General features: G+C 66.7%; 17 protein-coding genes. 7 read left to right on the top strand and 10 right to left on the bottom strand.

The window, feature by feature from the left end:
- Position 1 precedes the first annotated feature (1 nt).
- Genes LPB04_RS19035 through wrbA form a run of 3 tightly spaced genes read right to left on the bottom strand, consistent with a single transcriptional unit; the run spans position 2 to position 2,425 of the window.
- Positions 2-1,411 (bottom strand): FAD-binding oxidoreductase, encoded by a 1,410-nt coding sequence (locus tag LPB04_RS19035; RefSeq protein WP_193686052.1) that lies wholly within the window; start codon positions 1,409-1,411, stop codon positions 2-4.
- Entirely contained in the window at positions 1,404-1,802 is a 399-nt protein-coding gene (locus LPB04_RS19030; protein WP_193686051.1) for a DUF2069 domain-containing protein, read from the bottom strand. The genes LPB04_RS19035 and LPB04_RS19030 overlap by 8 nt, the downstream gene beginning before the upstream one ends.
- The gene (wrbA, locus tag LPB04_RS19025) at positions 1,802-2,425 is read right to left on the bottom strand and encodes an NAD(P)H:quinone oxidoreductase (protein WP_193686050.1); all 624 of its coding nucleotides are present in this window, start codon (positions 2,423-2,425) and stop codon (positions 1,802-1,804) included. The genes LPB04_RS19030 and wrbA overlap by 1 nt, the downstream gene beginning before the upstream one ends.
- Positions 2,426-2,499: 74 nt before the next feature.
- On the opposite strand from wrbA, the gene LPB04_RS19020 reads away from it, so the two are divergent.
- Complete coding sequence (locus tag LPB04_RS19020) at positions 2,500-3,873, top strand: YihY family inner membrane protein (RefSeq protein ID WP_227496483.1); 1,374 nt, start codon at positions 2,500-2,502, stop codon at positions 3,871-3,873.
- 88 nt (positions 3,874-3,961) lie between these two features.
- Here the strand turns inward: LPB04_RS19020 and LPB04_RS19015 are convergent, their stop codons facing one another.
- The 3 genes from LPB04_RS19015 to LPB04_RS19005 are packed head-to-tail and all read right to left on the bottom strand — an operon-like array spanning position 3,962 to position 6,382.
- Positions 3,962-4,252 (bottom strand): DUF962 domain-containing protein, encoded by a 291-nt coding sequence (locus LPB04_RS19015; RefSeq protein ID WP_193686049.1) that lies wholly within the window; start codon positions 4,250-4,252, stop codon positions 3,962-3,964.
- On the bottom strand, positions 4,249-5,070 hold the full coding sequence (locus LPB04_RS19010; RefSeq protein ID WP_193686048.1) for an alpha/beta fold hydrolase: 822 nt from the start codon (positions 5,068-5,070) through the stop codon (positions 4,249-4,251). Before LPB04_RS19010 ends, LPB04_RS19015 begins: the two co-directional genes overlap by 4 nt.
- 1 nt (position 5,071) lies before the next feature.
- Complete coding sequence (locus tag LPB04_RS19005) at positions 5,072-6,382, bottom strand: O-acetylhomoserine aminocarboxypropyltransferase (protein ID WP_193686047.1); 1,311 nt, start codon at positions 6,380-6,382, stop codon at positions 5,072-5,074.
- A gap of 182 nt (positions 6,383-6,564) precedes the next feature.
- Here LPB04_RS19005 and LPB04_RS19000 point away from each other — a divergent pair, with 182 nt between their 5' ends.
- Positions 6,565-7,017, top strand: coding sequence for a CBS domain-containing protein (locus LPB04_RS19000; protein WP_193686046.1), 453 nt, complete (start codon positions 6,565-6,567; stop codon positions 7,015-7,017).
- Positions 7,018-7,065: 48 nt separating this feature from the next.
- Here the strand turns inward: LPB04_RS19000 and LPB04_RS18995 are convergent, their stop codons facing one another.
- Positions 7,066-9,315 (bottom strand): GGDEF/EAL domain-containing response regulator, encoded by a 2,250-nt coding sequence (locus LPB04_RS18995; protein ID WP_193686045.1) that lies wholly within the window; start codon positions 9,313-9,315, stop codon positions 7,066-7,068.
- A 212-nt stretch (positions 9,316-9,527) separates the two neighbouring features.
- Between LPB04_RS18995 and aroC the strand changes: the two genes are divergently transcribed.
- Complete coding sequence (gene aroC, locus LPB04_RS18990; RefSeq protein ID WP_193686044.1) at positions 9,528-10,619, top strand: chorismate synthase; 1,092 nt, start codon at positions 9,528-9,530, stop codon at positions 10,617-10,619.
- Positions 10,620-10,768: 149 nt separating this feature from the next.
- Here the strand turns inward: aroC and LPB04_RS18985 are convergent, their stop codons facing one another.
- Together LPB04_RS18985 and LPB04_RS18980 are read right to left on the bottom strand one after the other, a co-directional pair.
- Positions 10,769-12,262 carry an HDOD domain-containing protein gene (locus LPB04_RS18985; RefSeq protein WP_227496482.1) on the bottom strand — a complete coding sequence of 498 codons (1,494 nt, stop codon included), beginning with the start codon at positions 12,260-12,262 and terminating at the stop codon, positions 10,769-10,771.
- Positions 12,259-13,995, bottom strand: a complete 1,737-nt coding sequence (locus tag LPB04_RS18980; protein WP_193686043.1) for a putative bifunctional diguanylate cyclase/phosphodiesterase — start codon at positions 13,993-13,995, stop codon at positions 12,259-12,261. The genes LPB04_RS18985 and LPB04_RS18980 overlap by 4 nt, the downstream gene beginning before the upstream one ends.
- Before the next feature lie 330 nt (positions 13,996-14,325).
- On the opposite strand from LPB04_RS18980, the gene LPB04_RS18975 reads away from it, so the two are divergent.
- The 4 genes from LPB04_RS18975 (at position 14,326) to LPB04_RS18960 (ending at position 17,638) form a co-directional block, all read left to right on the top strand.
- Positions 14,326-16,002 (top strand): isovaleryl-CoA dehydrogenase, encoded by a 1,677-nt coding sequence (locus LPB04_RS18975; RefSeq protein ID WP_193686042.1) that lies wholly within the window; start codon positions 14,326-14,328, stop codon positions 16,000-16,002.
- Between the two features lie 96 nt (positions 16,003-16,098).
- Entirely contained in the window at positions 16,099-16,749 is a 651-nt protein-coding gene (gene upp, locus LPB04_RS18970) for a uracil phosphoribosyltransferase (protein WP_193689087.1), read from the top strand.
- A 3-nt stretch (positions 16,750-16,752) separates the two neighbouring features.
- On the top strand, positions 16,753-17,133 hold the full coding sequence (locus LPB04_RS18965) for an Hpt domain-containing protein (RefSeq protein WP_193686041.1): 381 nt from the start codon (positions 16,753-16,755) through the stop codon (positions 17,131-17,133).
- A gap of 301 nt (positions 17,134-17,434) precedes the next feature.
- Positions 17,435-17,638, top strand: a complete 204-nt coding sequence (locus tag LPB04_RS18960; RefSeq protein WP_182988379.1) for a cold-shock protein — start codon at positions 17,435-17,437, stop codon at positions 17,636-17,638.
- A gap of 130 nt (positions 17,639-17,768) precedes the next feature.
- Here LPB04_RS18960 and LPB04_RS18955 read toward each other — a convergent pair whose 3' ends face one another.
- Positions 17,769-18,692 (bottom strand): LysR family transcriptional regulator, encoded by a 924-nt coding sequence (locus tag LPB04_RS18955; RefSeq protein WP_193686040.1) that lies wholly within the window; start codon positions 18,690-18,692, stop codon positions 17,769-17,771.
- Positions 18,693-18,740 lie beyond the last annotated feature (48 nt).

Below are 18,740 nucleotides of genomic sequence, written 5' to 3'. Positions count from 1 at the left end.
CTCACAAAATTTTGCCAGGGTTCATGATGCCGAGCGGGTCGAGCGCGCCTTTGATGGCACGCATCATGTTCAGTTCGACGGGGTCTTTGTAGCGTTGCAGCTCGTCGCGCTTGAGGGCGCCGATCCCGTGTTCGGCCGAGATCGAGCCATCGTGGCGGGCCACGCTGTCGTGCACGATACGGTTGATGGCGTCCTGGTTGCCGAGGAAGGCCTCGTGCGAGACCCCGTTCGATGGTGCGACGTTGTAGTGCAGGTTGCCGTCGCCCAGGTGGCCGAAGCAGACCACCTGGCAGCCGGGGAAGGCGTGCGCCAGCTGGGCATCGGTCGCGGCAATGAAAGCGGCGATCTGCGAGATCGGCAGCGAGACGTCGTGCTTGATGTTCTTGCCGGCGCTGGCCTGGGCCAGGGGGATGTGTTCGCGCAGCTGCCACAGGCCGCTCGACTGGGCGAGCGAGGTGGCGACGACGGCATCGTCGGCCAAGCCCCCTTCGAGCGCAGCTTCGATCGCGCCTTCCAGCAGGGCGACCGCGTGTTCTTCCGACTCGCTGCTCGACACTTCCAGCAGCGCGTATTGAGCATGGCTGCGGACGAAGGGGCGCGGCAGGTGCGGGAAGTGTTCGGAAACGAGTTGCAGGCAGAAATCCGACATCAGCTCGTAGGCGGTGAGGTTCGAGCCGCACTGGTCCTGCATCAGCGACAGCAGCGACAACGCGCGTTCCGGCGAATCCATCGCCACCAGGGCCGTGGTGGACGCCTTCGGCTGCGGATAGAGTTTCAGGACAGCCGCCGTGATGACGCCGAGCGTGCCTTCGGCGCCGATGAAGAGTTCGCGCAGCGCGTAGCCGGTATTGTCCTTCCTCAGCCCGCGCAGGCCGTCCCAGATCTCGCCGCCCGGGGTGACCACCTGCAGGCCCAGGCACAGGTCGCGCGTGTTCCCATAGCGCAGGACGGCGGTGCCGCCGGCATTCGTCGACAGGTTGCCGCCGATCGTGCAGCTGCCTTCGGCCGCCAGCGAAAGCGGGAACAACAAGCCGGCGCGGCCGGCCGCTTCCTGGATCTGCTGCAGGATCGCGCCCGCCTCGACGGTGATGGTGCGGTTGGTGGTGTCGAGTTCGAGGATGCGGCTCATGCGCCGCAGCGAGAGGACGACGGCCGTGCCGCTGGCGTCGGGCACGCTGCCCAGCACCAGGCCGGTGCGCCCGCCCTGCGGCACGATGGGCACGCGTGCGTGCGCGCAGGCGGCCACCAGTTGCGCTACCTCGTCGACGCTTGCGGGCAGCAGCACGGCCCGTGCACGGCCGGTGAAGCGGCCGCGCCAGTCGGTGAGGTAGGGCGCCATGTCGATCTGTTCCGACAGCACCCGGGACGCGCCGACGATTGCGCGGCAGCGTCCGAGGAAATCCTCAGTCATGCGGTACTTTTACCTTGTCCAGCAATTCCTTGGCCATGCGCTGCGCCGCCTTTTTATACGGACGCAGGTAGAGCAGGGCGCAGGCAAAAAAGACGCAGACCAGCGCCACCTCGCCCAGGGCCATCATGCGCGAGAGTTCGCTCGCATCGCTCCAGGCGCGCACCGCGCCTTCGGCAAAATAAATCAGGATCACCATCGACGACCACTGCAGCGTGTACAGGTCGCGCTTGATGACGCCGCGCAGCGGCACCAGCAGCGGCAAGGCCTTCAAGGCCAGCAGCGAGCCGCCGGGGTGCAGCGGGGCGACCCAGATTTCCCAGGCCACCAGCCAGCAGATCAGCCAGATCAGGCTGGCGATGGCACCGCCATGAAAGAGCTTTTGGGTTTGCATCAGCGTGGTCCGTGGGGTGGTGTGTGCAATTTGGCGGCCGCTTCGGCCAGGCGGCGCCCGAGCGCGACGGCCAGGCGTTTTTCGTCTTCCGTGACCTGCTTGTCGCCGTCGATGCCGGCCCAGTGGGTGGCGCCGTAGGGGCTGCCGCCGCTGGACGTGGTCATCAGTTCGGGATGGGTATAGGGCAGGCCCATGACGAGCATGCCGTGGTGCAGCAGCGGAATCATCATCGACAGCAGGGTGGCCTCCTGGCCGCCGTGCAGGCTGCCGGTGGACGCGAACACGACCGCCGGCTTGCCGGACAGGGTGCCGGCCAGCCATTCGGCGGCCGTACCGTCGAGGAAGTATTTCATCGCCGAAGCCATGTTGCCGAAGCGCGTGGGCGAACCCAGGGCCAGTCCCGCGCACTCGGCCAGGTCGGATAATTCGACATACGGCGCCCCGTCCAGCGGGATGCTGGGCGCGGTCGCCTCGGCCACCGTCGAGATGGCCGGCACGGTGCGCAGGCGGGCCTCCACGCCCGGGACGCTTTCGACGCCCTGGGCGATCAGCTCGGCCAGCTTGCGGGTGGCGCCATGGCGCGAGTAGTACAAAACGAGAATAGTCAGGGAGGTCGGGTTCATCGTTGGTATTATAGAATGCTTTGCTCTACGCATTGGCCACGACAATGCGCTCAGGACGAATCTAAAACGACAACATGCTATCCAAGACGGTTCATGCAATTTCGCGCTCGACGAACGAGATGTTCAGCGACGGCTTCGAGCGCGTCCGCGGGCTGACGCTGGCCGAAGTGCTGGACCTGGTGCGCTTCGCGCGGCGCCGCCTGCGCGAGGAGATGCTGCCCCAGGTGGCGGGCAGTCTCACCTTTACCACGACGCTGGCCCTGGTCCCGCTGCTGACGATCGTACTGGCCATTTTTACCACGTTTCCGATCTTCGGTCAGCTCCGCACGGCATTGGAAACCTACTTCGCCCAGGCCCTGATGCCGAAGGCGATTTCGAACACGATCATCGCCAACCTGACCCAGTTTGCCGACAAGGCCAAGGGCCTCTCGGCGCTGGGCGCGGTCGTGCTGCTGTTCACGACGACGGCGATGATGGGCATGATCGAGCGCGTCTTCAACCAGATCTGGCGCGTGCGCCGCCCGCGGCCGCTGATGCAGCGCATGCTGACCTACTGGGCCCTGATCACCCTCGGCCCCTTGCTGTTCGGCCTCTCGATCTCGCTCACGGCCCAACTGTTCATGGTCACCGGCGGCGTGACCAGGGCGGTGCCGATGCTCGGCAGCGTGCTGTCGACGCTGGCCTCGATCGCGCTCACCACCGGCGCGTATACCCTGCTGTACGTCACGGTGCCGAACCGCTACGTCAACTGGCGCGACGCGCTCTGGGGCGCGCTCGGCGCGGCGATCGCCTTCGAACTGGCGAAGCGCCTGTTCGCTTTATTCATCCGCCAGTTCCCGACCTACGCCATCATCTACGGCGCCCTGGCCGCGCTGCCGCTGTTCCTGGTGTGGATGTACCTGTCCTGGCTGATCACGCTGCTGGGCGCGGTGGTGGCCGCCGCCTTGCCGGTCGTGAAATACGAGCGCTGGTGGCATGTGCCGGCGCCGGGCGGCGCCTTTGTCGATGCGATGGCCGTGCTGAAGGTGCTGCACGGCGGCGCCCACGCGACCGGGTCGGCGCTGGTGTCGTCGAGCGCGATCCGGCTGCACACCCGGATCGGCTACGACGAACTGAGCCTGCTGCTCGAGCAGATGGTGGCGGCCGGCTGGGTCGGGCGGGTGCAGCCCGAGGTGCCGGCCCAGCCCCGCTGGCGCGGCGTCGACCGCGCCGGGGCCGACGACTGGGTACTGCTGGCCGACCCGGACAAGCTGCGCGTGGCCGATGTCTACCGCCTGTTCGTGTTCGGCGGCGCCAAAGCCGCGCTGGCGCCGAATGCGCAGCAGGTGGAAGGGTCGAATTTGTCGCTCGATGCCGGGGCGCTGGCGCGGCAGGTGGAGGCGGCGGTGGGGCAGGGGCTGGAGCAGCCGATCAGTTCCTATTTCGCCGATAACGGCCGCGCACCGTAGGGTGGGCTCTCGAGCCCACGCGGAATGCGGCCGAACGTGCGATCCGCGTGGGCACAAGTGCCCACCCTACGTTACGCGACTGTCTCGGCTAGAAACTGAGCTTCCCCGTCAGCATCTGCCAGTACATCACCCAATCCGCCCTGAACGACAGCCACGGCTGCGCAAACGTCGCCGGCCGGTTGTGCTCATAGAAGAAATGCCCGATCCAGGCCCCGCCATAGCCGAACACGAGGGCCGCCAGCACCCACCACGCATTGCCGGTCACGAGCGCCGCCGCGATGGCCAGCAAGGCCCCCGTGCTGCCGATGAAATGCGTGCGCCGGCAGCGGCGGTCCGCGTGCTGGGTCAGGTAAAACGGATAGAACTCGGCAAAGCTCATGTTCTCTGCTCCTCGAGCGACAGCGCGAACGCGTCGAGCGCGTCGAGCACGGCATCGGGCTGTTCGCTCATGAGCGAATGGCCGGCGTCGACCTGTACCACCTTGCCGTGCGCGATCGCGCCCGTCAGCAGCCTGGTCGAGCGCGCCGGCGTCATCATGTCCTTTTTCCCGAAAATGAAGAGCGTCGGGCAGCGTACCGCGGCAGCCGCCGCCTCGCCGTTGGCGTAGGCGTTACAAGCGGAGAAATCGGTGTAGAAAAGCCGGGCCGGATTCAGGGCCGACATGCGCTGCATCAGCCGGCGCGCACCGCCCATCACGGAAAAGCCGGGCGCCGGGCTCGAGGGCTTGTGTGCGATGCTCGAGTGCGACCAGATGTTGACCATGTCGATCGCCGTGTCCTCGTCGTCGCGCGCCGTTGCCAGCAGGGCGTCCGATACCTTCATCGGGTAAGTCGTGCCGAGCATGGCCAGTGCGCGCACCTTGCCGGGTGCGCGGTGCGCGGCTTCCAGCGCGATGAGCGAACCCATGCTGTGGCCGACCAGCAGCGGCTTGCGCACCCCCAGCGCATCGAGCAGCGCCAGCAGCCAGTCGGCCATCTCCTCGACGCTGGCCAGTGCCGGACCGCTGCTGCGGCCATGGCCTGGCAGGTCGACCGCCACTACGCCATAGCCGTGATGCGCGAACCAGCGCGACTGCAGGCCCCAGACCGAATGGTCGTTCTGGGCGCCGTGGATGAAGACGACGGTCGGCAGCATCGCATCGAAAGCCTTGCCGCCGGTGTAGGCGTAGGCCGGCTTGCCCTTGATATCGAGCTTCATCTCAGGCTCCTTTCTGCGCGGCCTTGAGCGCGCGTGCCAAGTCTTCGATCAGGTCGTCCGCATCTTCCAGGCCGACCGACAGGCGCATCGTGCCCTCGGTGATGCCCGACGCCGCCAGCTGGTCGACGGGTACGCGGAAGTGGGTGGTCGAGGCGGGATGGATGACGAGGGACTTGGCGTCGCCGACATTGGCCAGGTGCGAGAAGACCTTCAGGCTGTCGACGAAACGGCGGCCGGCGGCCCGATCGCCCTTCAGGTTGAAGGTGAACACGGCGCCGCAGCCTTTCGGCAGCAGGGTGCGCGCCAGCTGGTGGTCCGGGTGGCTGTCGAGTTCAGGATAGGACACCGATTCGACCGCAGAATTGGACAACAGGAATTCGATCACGCGCCGCGTGTTCGCCACGTGGCGGTCCATGCGCAGGCCGAGCGTCTCGATCCCCTGCAGGATGGCGAAGGCGTTGTGCGGGCTCATGGCCGCGCCGAAGTCGCGCAGGCCTTCGCGCCGCGCGCGCAGGGCAAAGGCGCCGACGGTCGACTCTTCGGCGAACACCATGCCGTGGAAGCCCTCGTAGGGGGTGCACAGTTCGGCGAAGCGGCCGCTCCGGTCGTGCGCAGCCTGCCAGTCGAAGGTGCCGCCGTCGACCAGCAGGCCGCCGATCGCGGTGCCGTGGCCGCACAGGAATTTGGTGGCCGAGTGGAAGACAAGGTCCGCGCCCAGGTCGAAGGGGCGCAGCAGATACGGCGTCGTAAACGTCGAGTCGACCATCAGCGGCAGGTCGTGCTCGTGGGCCAGCGCGGCGATGCGCGGGATGTCGAGCACGTCCAGGCCCGGGTTGCCCAGGGTTTCGCCGAACAGGACCTTCGTCTCCGGGCGGATCGCGGCGCGCCAGGCGTCGAGGTCGCGCGGGTCGACGAAGCTCGTCTCGATGCCGAAGCGCTTCAGGGTATAGGCCAGCAGGTTGTGCGAACCGCCGTAGAGGGCGCGCGAGGCCACGATATGCGAGCCGGCGCCGGCGATGGTGGAGAGGCCGAGGAACATCGCGGCCTGGCCGCTGGCGGTGGCGATGCCGGCCACGCCGCCCTCCAGGGCCGCGATGCGCTCTTCCAGCACCGCATTGGTCGGGTTCGAGATGCGCGAATAGACGTGGCCGCTGCGTTCCATGTTGAACAGGGACGCCGCGTGGTCGGAATCGCGGAAGGCGAAGGAGGAAGTGAAGTGGATCGGCGTGGCGCGCGCGCCGGTCGCCGGGTCGATTGCCGCGCCCGCGTGCAGCGACAGGGTATCGAAGCCCGGGTAGTGTGGACCGCTCATGATCGTCTCGTTTAGAAATAATTATGGGCGGAATCGTAACATTCTTTACGGGCGCCGCAAGGCTGAGCGCGGCTTCTCCCTCGCGTAACTGGATTTTCTGCTAGGCTTAGGCTACATTCGTGTTATGCCTTAGACAAAGAAATCGACTAGTGAATATTCCAACAGAAGCCGGGGTGGCTAATATGAAAGTCTCAGAAATCCTGCAGGTGAAGGGCAACATCCTTTATACGGTGACTCCCGAAACCCTGCTCGCCGACGCCGTCAATACGATGTCGGAAAAGGACATTGGTTCCCTGGTGGTCATGGAGTATGGCGACCTCGTCGGCATGCTGACTTTCCGCGAAGTGATCAAGGTACTGCACGCCAACGGCGGCGCACTCGGCGCCGGCACCGTGCGCAAGCACATGGACGAGGCGCCGATCACGGTCACCCCTGAAACCGAGGTGAACGAAGTGCGGCGCATGATGCTGGAGAAGCATGCGCGCTACCTGCCGGTGATGGACGCCAAGACGCTGCTGGGCGTGATCTCGTTCTACGACGTCGCGCGCGCGGTGCTGGAGGCGCAGAGTTTCGAGAACCGGATGCTGAAGGCGTATATCCGCGATTGGCCGGCGGAGCAGGCGGCCGAGGATTAAGCCGCGCATTTGCATGGTGGGCGCCCTGAGCCCACCATGCGCATGAGGTCACGCGGCGTCGCCGACGCCCTGCGCGCCCAGCCACTCGAGTAATCCCTGCGGCGACAAGGGCCGCGAGAACAGGTAGCCCTGCGCCAGCGGGCAGCCCAGCGCGTGCAGGATCTGCGCCTGGCGCTCGTCCTCGACCCCTTCCGCGATCACCGACAAGCCCAGGTTGCGCCCGAGCTGGATGATCATCGCGGCGATGCTGCTGCCGCGTGCGGAACCCGTGATCTCGGTGACGAAGGCGCGGTCGATTTTGAGGCGGTCGACTTTCAGGCGCTGCAGGTGCGACAGCGACGAGAAACCGGTGCCGAAATCGTCGATCGCGATCGACACCCCGGTGCGCTTGACCTGGGCCAGCATCTCGGCCAGCAACTGCGGTTCTTCCATCGCCATCGATTCGGTGATTTCGAGTTCGATGAATTCGGGCGGGGCGCCGCTGTCTTCCAGCGCGCGGCGCAGCACCTCGACGAATTGCGGATGGCGGAACTGGGCCTGCGACACGTTCACCGACATCGTGAAATCGAGGTAGCCGGCGGCGCGCAGGCGCATCAGTTCGGCGCAGGCTTCGCGCAGCACCCAGGCGCCGATCTCGACGATGAGGCCCGAGTATTCGGCGATCGGGATGAAGCGGTCCGGCGGGATCATCGTGCCGTCCTCCAGCCGCCAGCGCAGCAGCGCTTCGGCGCCGAAGGGGCGCCCGGTCCCCAGGTCGACCTGCGGCTGGTAGGCGAGGAAGAGTTCCTTGCGCTGGACGCCGCTGCGCAGGGCGTGCATCAGGCGTACCCGCTCGCGGATCTCGACACCCATGCTGCGCGAAAAATAGAAGTGGCCGCCGCGCTGCTGCGACTTCGCGCGCTTCAGGGCGATGTCCGCATCCTTCAGGGCGTCGGCGCCGCTGCCGTCGTGTTCTTCCAGGCGCACCAGGCCGAGGGTGCTTGAAATCTGCACGTCCTGGCCGTCGATCGAGAAGGGCGCGCGGAACAGGGCGTGGATCGCTTCCGGGGTGTTCAGGCTTCCCATCCCCAGCACCGCGAAGATGTCGCCGCCGATGCGCGCGACTTTCAGGCGCGGGTCGAGCTGCGTCTGCAGGCGCTGCGCGACGGTGACCAGCAGCTGGTCGCCGAACTGGTGGCCGAGGGCGTCGTTGGTTTCGGCGAAATGATCGAGGTCGACCAGGGTCAGCGTGGCCTCGGATCCGCCTTCGTTCGCCACCGCGGCGTCGAGGTCCTCGACCAGCTGCGTGCGGTTCGGCAGGCTGGTCAGCGGATCGAAGAAGGCCGCGTTGTTCAGGCGCCCGACCAGTTCCAGGTTGTCGAGGCTGACCGACACCACGCTGGCGAATACGTGCAGCAGGCGCTTGTTGCCGTCGCTGACCGGTTGTGCGAGCGGGATGGCGGCGGCGAAGTCGCGCCCGGATTTGCCGGGGAAGTAGAGCGCCAGGCAGGTGGGCGTGAATTCGGGACGGCGCTCGGCCAGGGCGCGGTTGACGGCGCCGCTGAAGGGAGCATGGTGCTGGGCGTCGAGGATGCGCTGCTCGAGATCGAGCCCGCTGCCGGCGCCGCCGAGCACGCGCAAGCCCCTGGCGTCGCGCGCGCACAGCACGCCGTTCGCTTCCTGGCCGAGCAGGGCGGCCGCCTGCTGCAGCACCGAACGGGCGACGTCGCGCGCGCCGTGCAGGCGCATCAGCTCGGTGCCGGCGTGGACGATGCGCTCCAGCCCCACGCGGCCGACACCCAGCGCGTGCAGCTGCTGGTAGGCGCGCACGGCGGCGGCCACGGTCGTGTACAGCTTGGTGCGGGTGAGCTCGGACTTGGTGCGGTAGTCGTTGATGTCGAGGTCGCGGATCGCTTCCATCTCGGGCGTGTAGCCCGGCTGGCCGGTGCGCAGGATGATGCGGACGTCCAGCATGCCGAGCGTCTCGCGCACGTGGCGTACCAGGTGCAGGCCGGCATCGGGTTGCTCCATGACGACGTCGAGCAGGATCACGGCGATATCGGGTTCGCGCGCCAGCAGGGCGCGCGCCTCGCTCGCCGAGAAGGCGTGCAGGAATTCGAGCGGGCGGTCCTGCACTTCCAGGCCGGCCAGCGCGAAGGTCGTGGTCGAGTGGACGTCGGCGTCGTCGTCGACGACGAGGATGCGCCAGCCGGGCGTGCCGGCCCGGCCTGCATGCTGGTGCGGAAGCGGCGCCTCATCCAGGAAGATCAGGTCGTCGTGCGCGTCGAACGCGACCCCGGGCGACATCGATGCGGGCATTATTGTTGCGTCTCCAAGATTAGGCTCGGCGGTTCATACCCACGGAGTATAGCGGACATTACCGAACGCGGCGCTCAAATATTGTTGCTCGAAGCAAAAATTTATATCTACGGGGAAACATAATACGGATTGTCGGAGGAAAAAGCGGGGCGTCGGCCGATCGTTGCGCGGACTGGTAGAATGGTCTTTTTCGCACCCTTCCGCATACGCATATGTCTGGTAATTCCTTCGGCAAGCTCTTCTCAGTCACCACCTTCGGCGAATCGCACGGTCCCGCGATCGGCTGCGTCATCGATGGCTGTCCGCCGGGCATGCTTCTCAGCGAAGCGGACATCCAGTCCGATCTCGACCGCCGCAAGCCCGGTACCTCGCGCCACGTGACCCAGCGCCAGGAAGCGGACCGGGTGCAGATCCTGTCGGGCGTGTATGAAGGCGTCACCACCGGCACCCCGATCGCGCTGCTGATCCAGAACGAAGACCAGCGCAGCAAGGACTACGGCAACATCGCCGATACCTTCCGTCCCGGCCACGCCGACTACACCTACTGGCACAAGTACGGCGTGCGCGATCCGCGCGGCGGCGGCCGTTCATCGGCGCGCCTGACGGCGCCCGTGGTCGGCGCCGGCGCCGTCGCCAAGAAATGGCTGCGCGAGCGCTACGGCATCGGATTCGCCGGCTGCATGCGCCAACTGGGCGAGATCGAGATCCCGTTCGGCGGCTGGGAGCATGTGCCGAACAATCCCTTCTTCGCCGCCACCGATGATGCCGCGCTGCTGGCGCGGATGGAAGCCTACATGGACGACCTGCGCCGTGCCGGCGACTCGATCGGCGCGCGCATCGACGTCGTCGCAACCGGCGTGCCGGTCGGCTTCGGCCAGCCGATCTACGACAAGCTCGACGCCGACATCGCCTACGCGATGATGGGGATTAACGCGGTCAAGGGCGTCGAGATCGGCGCCGGCTTCAATGCGGTCGTGCAGAAGGGTTCCGAGCACGGCGACGAACTCACGCCCGAGGGTTTTGTGGGCAACCAGGCCGGCGGGGTGCTGGGCGGGATCTCGACCGGGCAGGACATCACGGTCTCGCTGGCGATCAAGCCGACTTCCTCGATCCGCGTGCCGCGCCGTTCGATCGACAAGACGGGCGCGCCGGCCATGGTCGAAACCTTCGGCCGCCACGACCCCTGCGTGGGCATCCGCGCGACGCCGATCGCCGAAGCGATGCTGGCGCTGGTGCTGATCGACCACGCGCTGATGCACCGTGCGCAGTGCGGCGACGTGCACGTCGATACGCCGCGGATCTGATCGTAGGGTGGGCATGCCCACGCGTGACGCCGGCGTCGCGTTGGCGGGTCTTTCCTCAAGCGAAGCCGACACAGTGCGACATTCACGCGTGGGCGCAGCCCGGTGAATCCGTCCTCGAGGCCATTGGCCTCGAGGACCCCTGCAATTGATCAGGCCTTGCCGGCCGCCGCCAGTTCGGACTGCGTGCGGCGCTCGATCGCGCGCACGACCAGCGAGCGCAGGTCGTTCAGCAGCGAAAACTCCGTCTGGCTCAGGCTGATCGACGGGAAGGTGTCGTCCCAGTCGCCATAGATGAAGCCCACGGGCTGGCCGTTCAGGCACAGCGGGATCACGACGAAGCAGCGCGCTTCGGACAGGGTGCCGCGCCACCAGCCGGGCAGCTTGGCGGCGAATTTCTCGTCGCGCGCATTCTCGATGAAGATCACGCGGTCGCTGGTGAGCGCGGCATGGAACACGTCGGCGCCATAGGCATCGTCGAAACTCAGGTTCGGCATCAGGGCACGGGCAGCCGAGCCGAAGCCCATGCGCGCCAGGTATTTTCCCTCGCGCCGGTTGCGCAGAAAAGCAAAGGCGCGCGTAAACGACAGGCCCTGGAAGATGGTCTCGAGCGCCATCGACATCATCTGGCCCGGATTGACGGCGACACCCGCGTCGCGCATGTCGGCCGCGCCGCTCATCAGGATCCGGTTGCCGGCTTCGCGCTTGCGCGCCACCTGCTCGACGCGGGCCTGCGTTTCCTGGGGCTTGGCGAGCGGCGCAATGGTCAGGTCGGCCTGCACTTCGCGCTTCGCCTTGGCGATCGCAACGAGCATCCGTTCCGGCTCCACGCCCAGCATCGGCGCGAAGGCTTGCGCCAGCTCGGCCACCTGGGTGGCGCCCGCCTCGTCGTCGTTCCAGAGCGAGTTTGCGCAGCGCGTCGACATGGTGCCGAGGGCAGCGAGCCAGTCGTCATGGCCGAAGCCTTCGGCGCGTTCGCCCGGCTCGAGCGTACGCATGCCCGCCACCAGGTTGCGCGGCAGGCCCCAGTGTTCGGCGGTGGCGCGGCCCAGTGCCTCGAGCGGCAGCCCGAGAACTGCCTGCGCCGCATTGTCCTCGCAGCCGGCGCCGGCGATCTCGCGCATGCGCGCCCAGCGCTCCGGCATGTAGAAGGTCACCATCATCCGGCCCAGCGAATGCAGGATCGAGCAGACCACGGCTTCCTCGGGGTCGCGCGTGGCGGCGCTGGCGGCCACCTGCTGGGCCACCATCCCGGCCAGCACGGCCTTTTCCATCTCGACGTGTGCATGCGCCGAATCGGGCGTGCTCTTCGCCAGTTCCTCGATCAGCTTCAGACCAAGCGCCAGATGGCCGATCGCCTCGGTGCCGAGCACCAGCACCGCCTTCGAGACCGTGTTGATGCGCTGGCCGAAGGCCGAGTACATGCCGCTGTTGGCGAGCCTGAGTACCTTCTGCGTCAGGACCGGGTCCGACAGCACGGTCTGCGTCATCGAGAATTCGCGCTCGTCCTCGCCGCGCATCGACGCCAGGATGGCATTGATGGCGCGCGTGAAGCCGGGCATGTCGCCCTGGCGGCGGATACGCTCCCACAGCAGGGCAAGGGTGGCGTCGGCTGCTGGCGCGCGTTCATTCATAAGTGGCGTCATGGTGTACTGGCCCGGAGATCTGGCGGCAGCAATGCCGTGTAATGGTTGTCCTGCAGGGCGGCGAGGGCCACGTGCGCCGGCATCGGTTTGCCGGTGAGATAACCCTGGATGTAGCGGCAGTCGCGTGCCGAGAGCCAGCCCAGCTGCTCCTCGGTTTCGACGCCTTCGGCCACCACCGACAGGTCGAGGTGGCGCGCCATGTCGAGCACGGCGCTGCAGATCGCCGCCTCCTTCTGCGCGTCCGGCAGGTCCTTCACGAAGGCGCGGTCCACCTTCAGCACCGAGATCGGGAAGCGCTTCAGGTAGGCCAGGGAAGAGTAGCCGGTGCCGAAGTCGTCGATCGCGATGCGCGCGCCGCGCTCGGCCATTTTGGTGAGGATGGTTTCCGCGTGCAGCGGGTCGACCATCAGCGTGCCCTCGGTGATTTCGAGCACGAGCTTCTTGCCCGGCATGCCGGACAGGGCCAGTGCCTCGTCCAGCACGCCGAGGAACTTGTCGTTCCTGAACTGGCGCGGGCTGATGTTGACCGAGATGTAGAGCTCGCGCTTGGCCGCTTCCTCGAACTGCAGGATCTGGGCGCAGGCCGACTTCAGGGCCCAGGCGCCGAGCAGGTTGATCAGGCCATTGGTCTCGGCGATCGGGATGAAGCGCACCGGCGGCACCATGCCCAGCGTCGGGTGCTTCCAGCGCATCAGCGTCTCGAAGCCTTCGATCGAACGCGTGCGGGCGTCGACGATCGGCTGGTAGTAGAGCAGGAATTCGCCTTCGCGCACCGCCGAGAACATGGCCGCCTCGAGCGAGATGTCGTGCTGCGGCGGACCCTGTTCGCGCGCGCTGTAGACCACGGCGCGGCCCTTGCCGGTTTCCTTGGCGCGCGACAGGGCGGCGTCGGCCAGCGCCAGCAGGCCGTGGTCGTCCTCGGCATGCTGCGGATAGAGCGCGACGCCGACCGAGGCGCCGAGGTGGATTGTGTGGCCCTCATGCTCGAAGGGCGACTGCAGGGTCGCCAGCAGGCGTCCCGTGACCAGCTTGATTTGCGCCTCGCTGGCGGTGCCGGGCAGGATCACGACGAATTCGTCGCCGCCCACGCGCGCCAGCGTATCGCTGTCGCGCATCGCCCGGCGCAGGCGCGCGGCGGCCTGGCGCAGCACGGCGTCGCCGATCGCGTGGCCGAGCGCGTCGTTGACCTTCTTGAAGCCGTCGAGGCCGATCGTGGCGACGGCAAAGCCCTGGCCGGAGCGACGCGCGTTGGCGACGACCATGCGGATGCGGTCGGTCAGCAGCAGGCGGTTCGGCAGTTCGGTCAGCGCGTCGTGGGTCGCCATGTGGCGCAGCCGTTCCTCGGTGGCGTGCTGCGCGCTCATGTCGCGCCCGACGACCAGCAGGCTGTCGTCCTCGCCGAGCTCGGCGATGCGCAGTTCGAAGGGTAGGTCCTGGTCAACGCAGCGCAGGCGCACGCGCACCAGCACCGGATCTGCCGCCGCGTTGGCCTCCGCGATCGCGGTGCGCAGGGCGGCGCCGTCGCCCTCCAGCACGAAGCCGGCCAGCGGCATGCCCTCGGCCGCTATCTGGAGGCCCAGCAGGCGCAGCGTGCGCCGGCTGGCGCTGCGGATCTCGCCGCTCGGGGCGATCCGGAACGCGCAATCGCCCGCGGCCTCGAGCAGGCTGTCGGCGCCATGCGCCGGCGCCGGGCGCGGCTGGTCGAACGGCACGGCGGCGGAAGGAGAGCGCATCGTTGAAATATCTGCCTTATTGCGGGCACCCTGAACAGGTGGAACCGTGCGAGTTTAACAAACCACAGGGCACTTTATCACTGAAAAATTCCAAGGGGCATTAAAAAAAGATCGGTTGCCACTGTGATTTACGCTTCATTTGCGTTACCGCAGTGGCACCTTGCCTGACGTCGCGCTTTGCGCTAGCCTCTTGACGGATCGCTAACAGGCGCTGTCAATACAAGACCGCCATTGTCGCCGATGAGTTGCACCTAAGAAAGCAAAAGCATTCGATTCGATGCTTTCTTGCAACATTATAGACCGGAACGCGCATAGCCGCGAGGAGCCGCAATGAACCAGTTCGACACGCACGAAGTCTTCAACCAGGCGCCGCCCTTCGGCGACGTCAACCTGCTGCGCTGCGATCCGGCTTTGCAGGAGGGCCTGGCGCGCGAGGGCGCGCAGTGGGCGCACGATGGCCTCGACGCGCTTGGCGCCCGCCTGGGCCGTCCGGAAGTGCTCGACCTCGCGCGCCTGGCCAATGCCAACGGGCCGCGCCTGGTCGCCTTCGACCGCAGCGGGCGGCGCATCGACGAAATCGAATTCCATCCGGCCTGGCATGAATTGATGGCGCTGATGATCGGCGCCGGCGCCCACTCTGCGCCCTGGGCCGATCCGCGCCCGGGCGCGCAGGTGGCGCGGGCCGGCGCCTATCTGCTGTTCGGGCAGGTGGAGAACGGCGCCCAGTGCCCGGTGACGATGACCTACGCCTCGGTGCCGGCGCTGCGCCGCGCCGGCAAGCTGGGCGAGCGCTGGCTCCCGAAAATCCTCTCGAACGAGTACGACCCGCGCTCGCTGCCGGTCGGGCAGAAACGCGGCGCCCTGATCGGCATGGGCATGACGGAAAAACAGGGCGGCACCGACGTGCGCGCCAACACGACGCGCGCAACGGAGATTGCCCCGGGCGAGGCGAGGGCGCGCTTCGGCGAGGAAGGCGAGGGCGCCTGGCGCATCGTCGGCCACAAGTGGTTTTTCTCGGCGCCGCAGTCGGACGCCCACCTGATCCTGGCACAGACCGACGAAGGCGGGAGTGCCGGCTTGTCATGTTTCTTCGTGCCGCGCTTCCTGCCCGACGGCAGCCGCAATGCGATCCGGGTGCAGCGCCTGAAAGATAAACTCGGCAACCGCTCGAACGCCTCGTCCGAGGTCGAATTCTGCGACGCGGTCGGCTGGCTGGTGGGCGCGGTCGGGCGCGGCATCCCGACCATCCTCGAAATGGGCAGCCATACCCGCCTCGATTGCGTGGTCGGCACGGCCGGCATCATGCGCGCGGCCCTGTGCCACGCGCTGCACCACGCGCGCGGCCGCGCCGCCTTCGGCAAACCGCTGGCGCAGCAGCCGCTGATGCAGAACGTGCTGGCCGACCTGGCGCTCGAATCGGAAGCGGCCACCGCCTTCGCCCTGCGCCTGGCGCGCTGCTTCGACAGGGCAGACGATCCGAACGAAGCCGCGCTCGGCCGCATCCTGACCCCGGCCGGCAAGTACTGGCTGTGCAAGCGCGGCCCGGCTTTCGGCGCCGAGGCGATGGAGGTCATGGGCGGCAACGGCTATGTCGAGGATGGGCCGCTGGCGCGCCTGTACCGCGAGTTTCCCGTCAACTCGATCTGGGAAGGCTCGGGCAACGTGATGTGCCTGGACGTGCTGCGTGCACTCGGCAAGGCGCCGGAGGCGGCGCGCGCGGCGCTCGAGGCCGAGCTGGCGCCGGCGGCGGCGCTCGACGCGCGCTTCGCCCGGTATGTCGGGCAGCTCGGGCGCGACCTGCTGGACACGGACGAAGCGGGCGCGCGCAGGCTCGCCGAGCGGCTGGTGATCGCGGTGCAGGGCGCACTGCTGCTGCAGCATGCGCCGCCGTATGTGGCCGAGGCCTTCGTCGCCTCGCGCATCGCGCAGGATGTGGGCGGCGCCTTCGGCCGGCTGCCGTCCGGGCTCGACCTCGACGCGATCCTGGCGCGGGCCCTGAAGCTCTAGCATGAAGTTTCTACAGCCGGAGCGCGACAAAAGGACGCGCTACTGGGATAATGGCAGGTTGAACGTCTCAACCAAAGAACACCTCTTATGTCGATCATGAAACAAGACCCGCGCTTCCCGAGCCTCTACATCCTGAACCACCCGCTGATCCAGCACAAGCTGTCGCACATGCGCGAGCACGACACCTCCACGCGCACCTTCCGCGAACTGCTCAAGGAAATCACGCTCCTGATGGGCTACGAGATCACGCGCGACCTGCCGCTGACCACGCGTGCGATCCAGACCCCGCTGGTGACGATCGACGCCCCCGTCATCGCCGGCAAGAAGCTGGCCATCGTGCCGATCCTGCGCGCCGGTATCGGCATGAGCGACGGCCTGCTGGAACTGGTGCCGTCGGCGCGCGTCGGCCACATCGGCGTGTACCGCGATCCCGACACCCACGAGCCGGTCGAATACCTGGTGCGCCTGCCGGACACCTCCGAGCGCACCTTCATCCTGTGCGATCCGATGGTCGCCACCGGGAACTCGGCGGTGCACGCGGTCGACGTGCTCAAGAAGCGCGGCGTGCGCGACGACCAGATCATCTTCCTGGCCCTGGTCGCGGCCCCCGAAGGCGTCAAGGTCTTCCACGATGCGCATCCGGACGTGAAGCTGTATGTCGCTTCGCTCGACTCGCACCTGAACGAGCACGCGTATATCGTGCCGGGCCTGGGCGACGCCGGCGACCGCATCTTCGGCACCAAGTAAGCGGTGACGGGCGCAAACGATACGGACTTCTTTGTCCGCTTGACCCAGGCGAACGAAGACTTCCGCGCCGGCCTGCCGGCCACGCTGCAGCGGCTCGGCGCGGCCGGAGCGGACTTCGATCCGGCCACGCCGGCGCCCGCGCTGGCGGACGACCTGCAGTCGCTGCTGCATACGCTGGCCGGCGCCGCGGTAACCTTCGGCTTTCGCGAACTGGGGCAGGGCGCGCGCGCACTCGAGCAGCGCCTGCGCGTGCTGACGGCTTTCGAACACGTGGGCGAGGACGACTGGCGCGCATGGCTGGCTTCACTGGACGATTTTGTCCGCAGCGGCCTGGCGGCGCCCGCGCCGGCGTATCACAGCGCCGCGTTTTCCCTGTTGCCATAGGCCAAAAGTCTAGCGTCGAGCCGTTTGATCCAGCGCAAACTTGCCAAGCTTCGATGACCTATATTCTCCCTAGTGCCGATGCAAATCGAGTCCCGCAATAGTCGAGCAAATAGTTGGTGTACGGCATTGTTACGCACACTGTTTTTTTATTTTGCGAAAACTGCTTGTGCGCGGTTTTATTCGGTATAATACGGGATCGTTGGGTTCGAGCTAGTAGTGCAGTCTGTCTGTCATTTCTTTCTTGCTTCTTCAAACGATCATAAACGGGCGTAAGCCCACTTAACTGAAATAGGAAATTGTAATGGCAACTGGCATCGTTAAATGGTTCAATGACTCGAAGGGCTTCGGCTTCATCACCCCTGATGAAGGCGGCGAAGATCTGTTCGCGCACTTCTCGGCTATCCAGAGCCAAGGCTTCAAGTCCCTGCAAGAGAACCAGCGCGTCTCGTTCGACGTGACCTCGGGTCCTAAGGGCAAACAAGCATCGAACATTCAGCCGATCTAATCGCTGAGTTACGATGAAAAATCCTCGGCATTGCCGGGGATTTTTTTTCGTCTATCGCTTTCGCACAGCATGGCGGAGTCATCACAAGGCCGCCACAGCTACCCGTTTCCTCAGCCGTGTTGGCGCCCGCTCAGGTTTCGACCTCTTTGATTTCCGCCCGCCAATAATCCGGCTGCGCATAAGCGCGCCGCAGGAAGTCGACAAAGGCGCGTATCCGCAGCGGCAAATGTCGCCGCTGGGCAAATACCGCGTGGATATCGTTGCCCGGCGCCGTATAATCGTCGAGCACCGTCACCAGTTTCCCCGCCTCGAGGTGCGCGCCGACTTCCCACATCGAGCGCCAGGCCAGGCCTTTCCCGTCCAGCGCCCAGTCGTGCAGGACTTCCCCATCGTTGCAAACCATGTTGCCGGCCACCTTCAGCGTCACCGTTTTGTTGTGCTCGCGAAAGGTCCAGCCGCGCTGGCTGCCTTCGCTGCTGATCGCCAGGCAGTTGTGGCGCGCCAGGTCGGCCAGCGTGCGCGGCGTGCCGTGGCGCTTCAGGTAGGCGGGGCTCGCCACCACCACGCGCGCATTCTCGGCCAGCTTCACGGCCACCAGGTTCGAGTCGCCAAGGCTGGCGATGCGGATCGCGACATCGACCCCTTCGCCGACGACGTCGACCACGCGGTCGTTCAGGTTCAGGTTGACCGTCACCTCGCGGTGTTCGGCCAGGAAAGAGGGCAGCAGTGGGGCCACGTGCTGGCGTCCGAAGCCGGCCGGGGCCGACACCAGCAGGTGCCCCTTCGCATGCGCGCTGCGTTCGGACACGGCCGTCTCCGCCTCTTCCATCTCGGCCAGGATGCGCTGGCAATCCTCGAGAAAGGCCGCGCCTTCGTCGGTCAGGGCGAGGCGCCGCGTCGTCCTCTGCAGCAGCTTCACGCCGAGCCGGCTTTCCAGCGCGTCCAGGCGGCGCCCGATCATCGCCGGCGCGATTCCCTCGGCCCGCGCCGCCGCCGACAGGCTGCCGCGCGCCACCACTTCGACAAAGGTCGAGATTTCCCTGAACTTTCCCACGCCGCTCCTGTAATCGTGATGCACCATCTGTGACAAATACGCACAAAT

The sequence above is a fragment of the Massilia litorea genome, from assembly GCF_015101885.1.
GTDB lineage: Bacteria > Pseudomonadota > Gammaproteobacteria > Burkholderiales > Burkholderiaceae_D > Telluria > Telluria litorea.
Note: the sequence above shows the minus strand (reverse complement) of the source record. Positions and strands in the feature narration are given on the sequence as shown.

Bases quoted from the DNA above. Each gene is read 5' to 3' on its own strand.
- LPB04_RS19035 (WP_193686052.1), bottom strand. From the start codon at position 1,411: ATGACTGAGGATTTCCTCGGACGCTGCCGCGCAATCGTCGGCGCGTCC.
- LPB04_RS19030 (WP_193686051.1), bottom strand. From the start codon at position 1,802: ATGCAAACCCAAAAGCTCTTTCATGGCGGTGCCATCGCCAGCCTGATC.
- wrbA (WP_193686050.1), bottom strand. From the start codon at position 2,425: ATGAACCCGACCTCCCTGACTATTCTCGTTTTGTACTACTCGCGCCAT.
- LPB04_RS19020 (WP_227496483.1), top strand. From the start codon at position 2,500: ATGCTATCCAAGACGGTTCATGCAATTTCGCGCTCGACGAACGAGATG.
- LPB04_RS19015 (WP_193686049.1), bottom strand. From the start codon at position 4,252: ATGAGCTTTGCCGAGTTCTATCCGTTTTACCTGACCCAGCACGCGGAC.
- LPB04_RS19010 (WP_193686048.1), bottom strand. From the start codon at position 5,070: ATGAAGCTCGATATCAAGGGCAAGCCGGCCTACGCCTACACCGGCGGC.
- LPB04_RS19005 (WP_193686047.1), bottom strand. From the start codon at position 6,382: ATGAGCGGTCCACACTACCCGGGCTTCGATACCCTGTCGCTGCACGCG.
- LPB04_RS19000 (WP_193686046.1), top strand. From the start codon at position 6,565: ATGAAAGTCTCAGAAATCCTGCAGGTGAAGGGCAACATCCTTTATACG.
- LPB04_RS18995 (WP_193686045.1), bottom strand. From the start codon at position 9,315: ATGCCCGCATCGATGTCGCCCGGGGTCGCGTTCGACGCGCACGACGAC.
- aroC (WP_193686044.1), top strand. From the start codon at position 9,528: ATGTCTGGTAATTCCTTCGGCAAGCTCTTCTCAGTCACCACCTTCGGC.
- LPB04_RS18985 (WP_227496482.1), bottom strand. From the start codon at position 12,262: ATGACGCCACTTATGAATGAACGCGCGCCAGCAGCCGACGCCACCCTT.
- LPB04_RS18980 (WP_193686043.1), bottom strand. From the start codon at position 13,995: ATGCGCTCTCCTTCCGCCGCCGTGCCGTTCGACCAGCCGCGCCCGGCG.
- LPB04_RS18975 (WP_193686042.1), top strand. From the start codon at position 14,326: ATGAACCAGTTCGACACGCACGAAGTCTTCAACCAGGCGCCGCCCTTC.
- upp (WP_193689087.1), top strand. From the start codon at position 16,099: ATGAAACAAGACCCGCGCTTCCCGAGCCTCTACATCCTGAACCACCCG.
- LPB04_RS18960 (WP_182988379.1), top strand. From the start codon at position 17,435: ATGGCAACTGGCATCGTTAAATGGTTCAATGACTCGAAGGGCTTCGGC.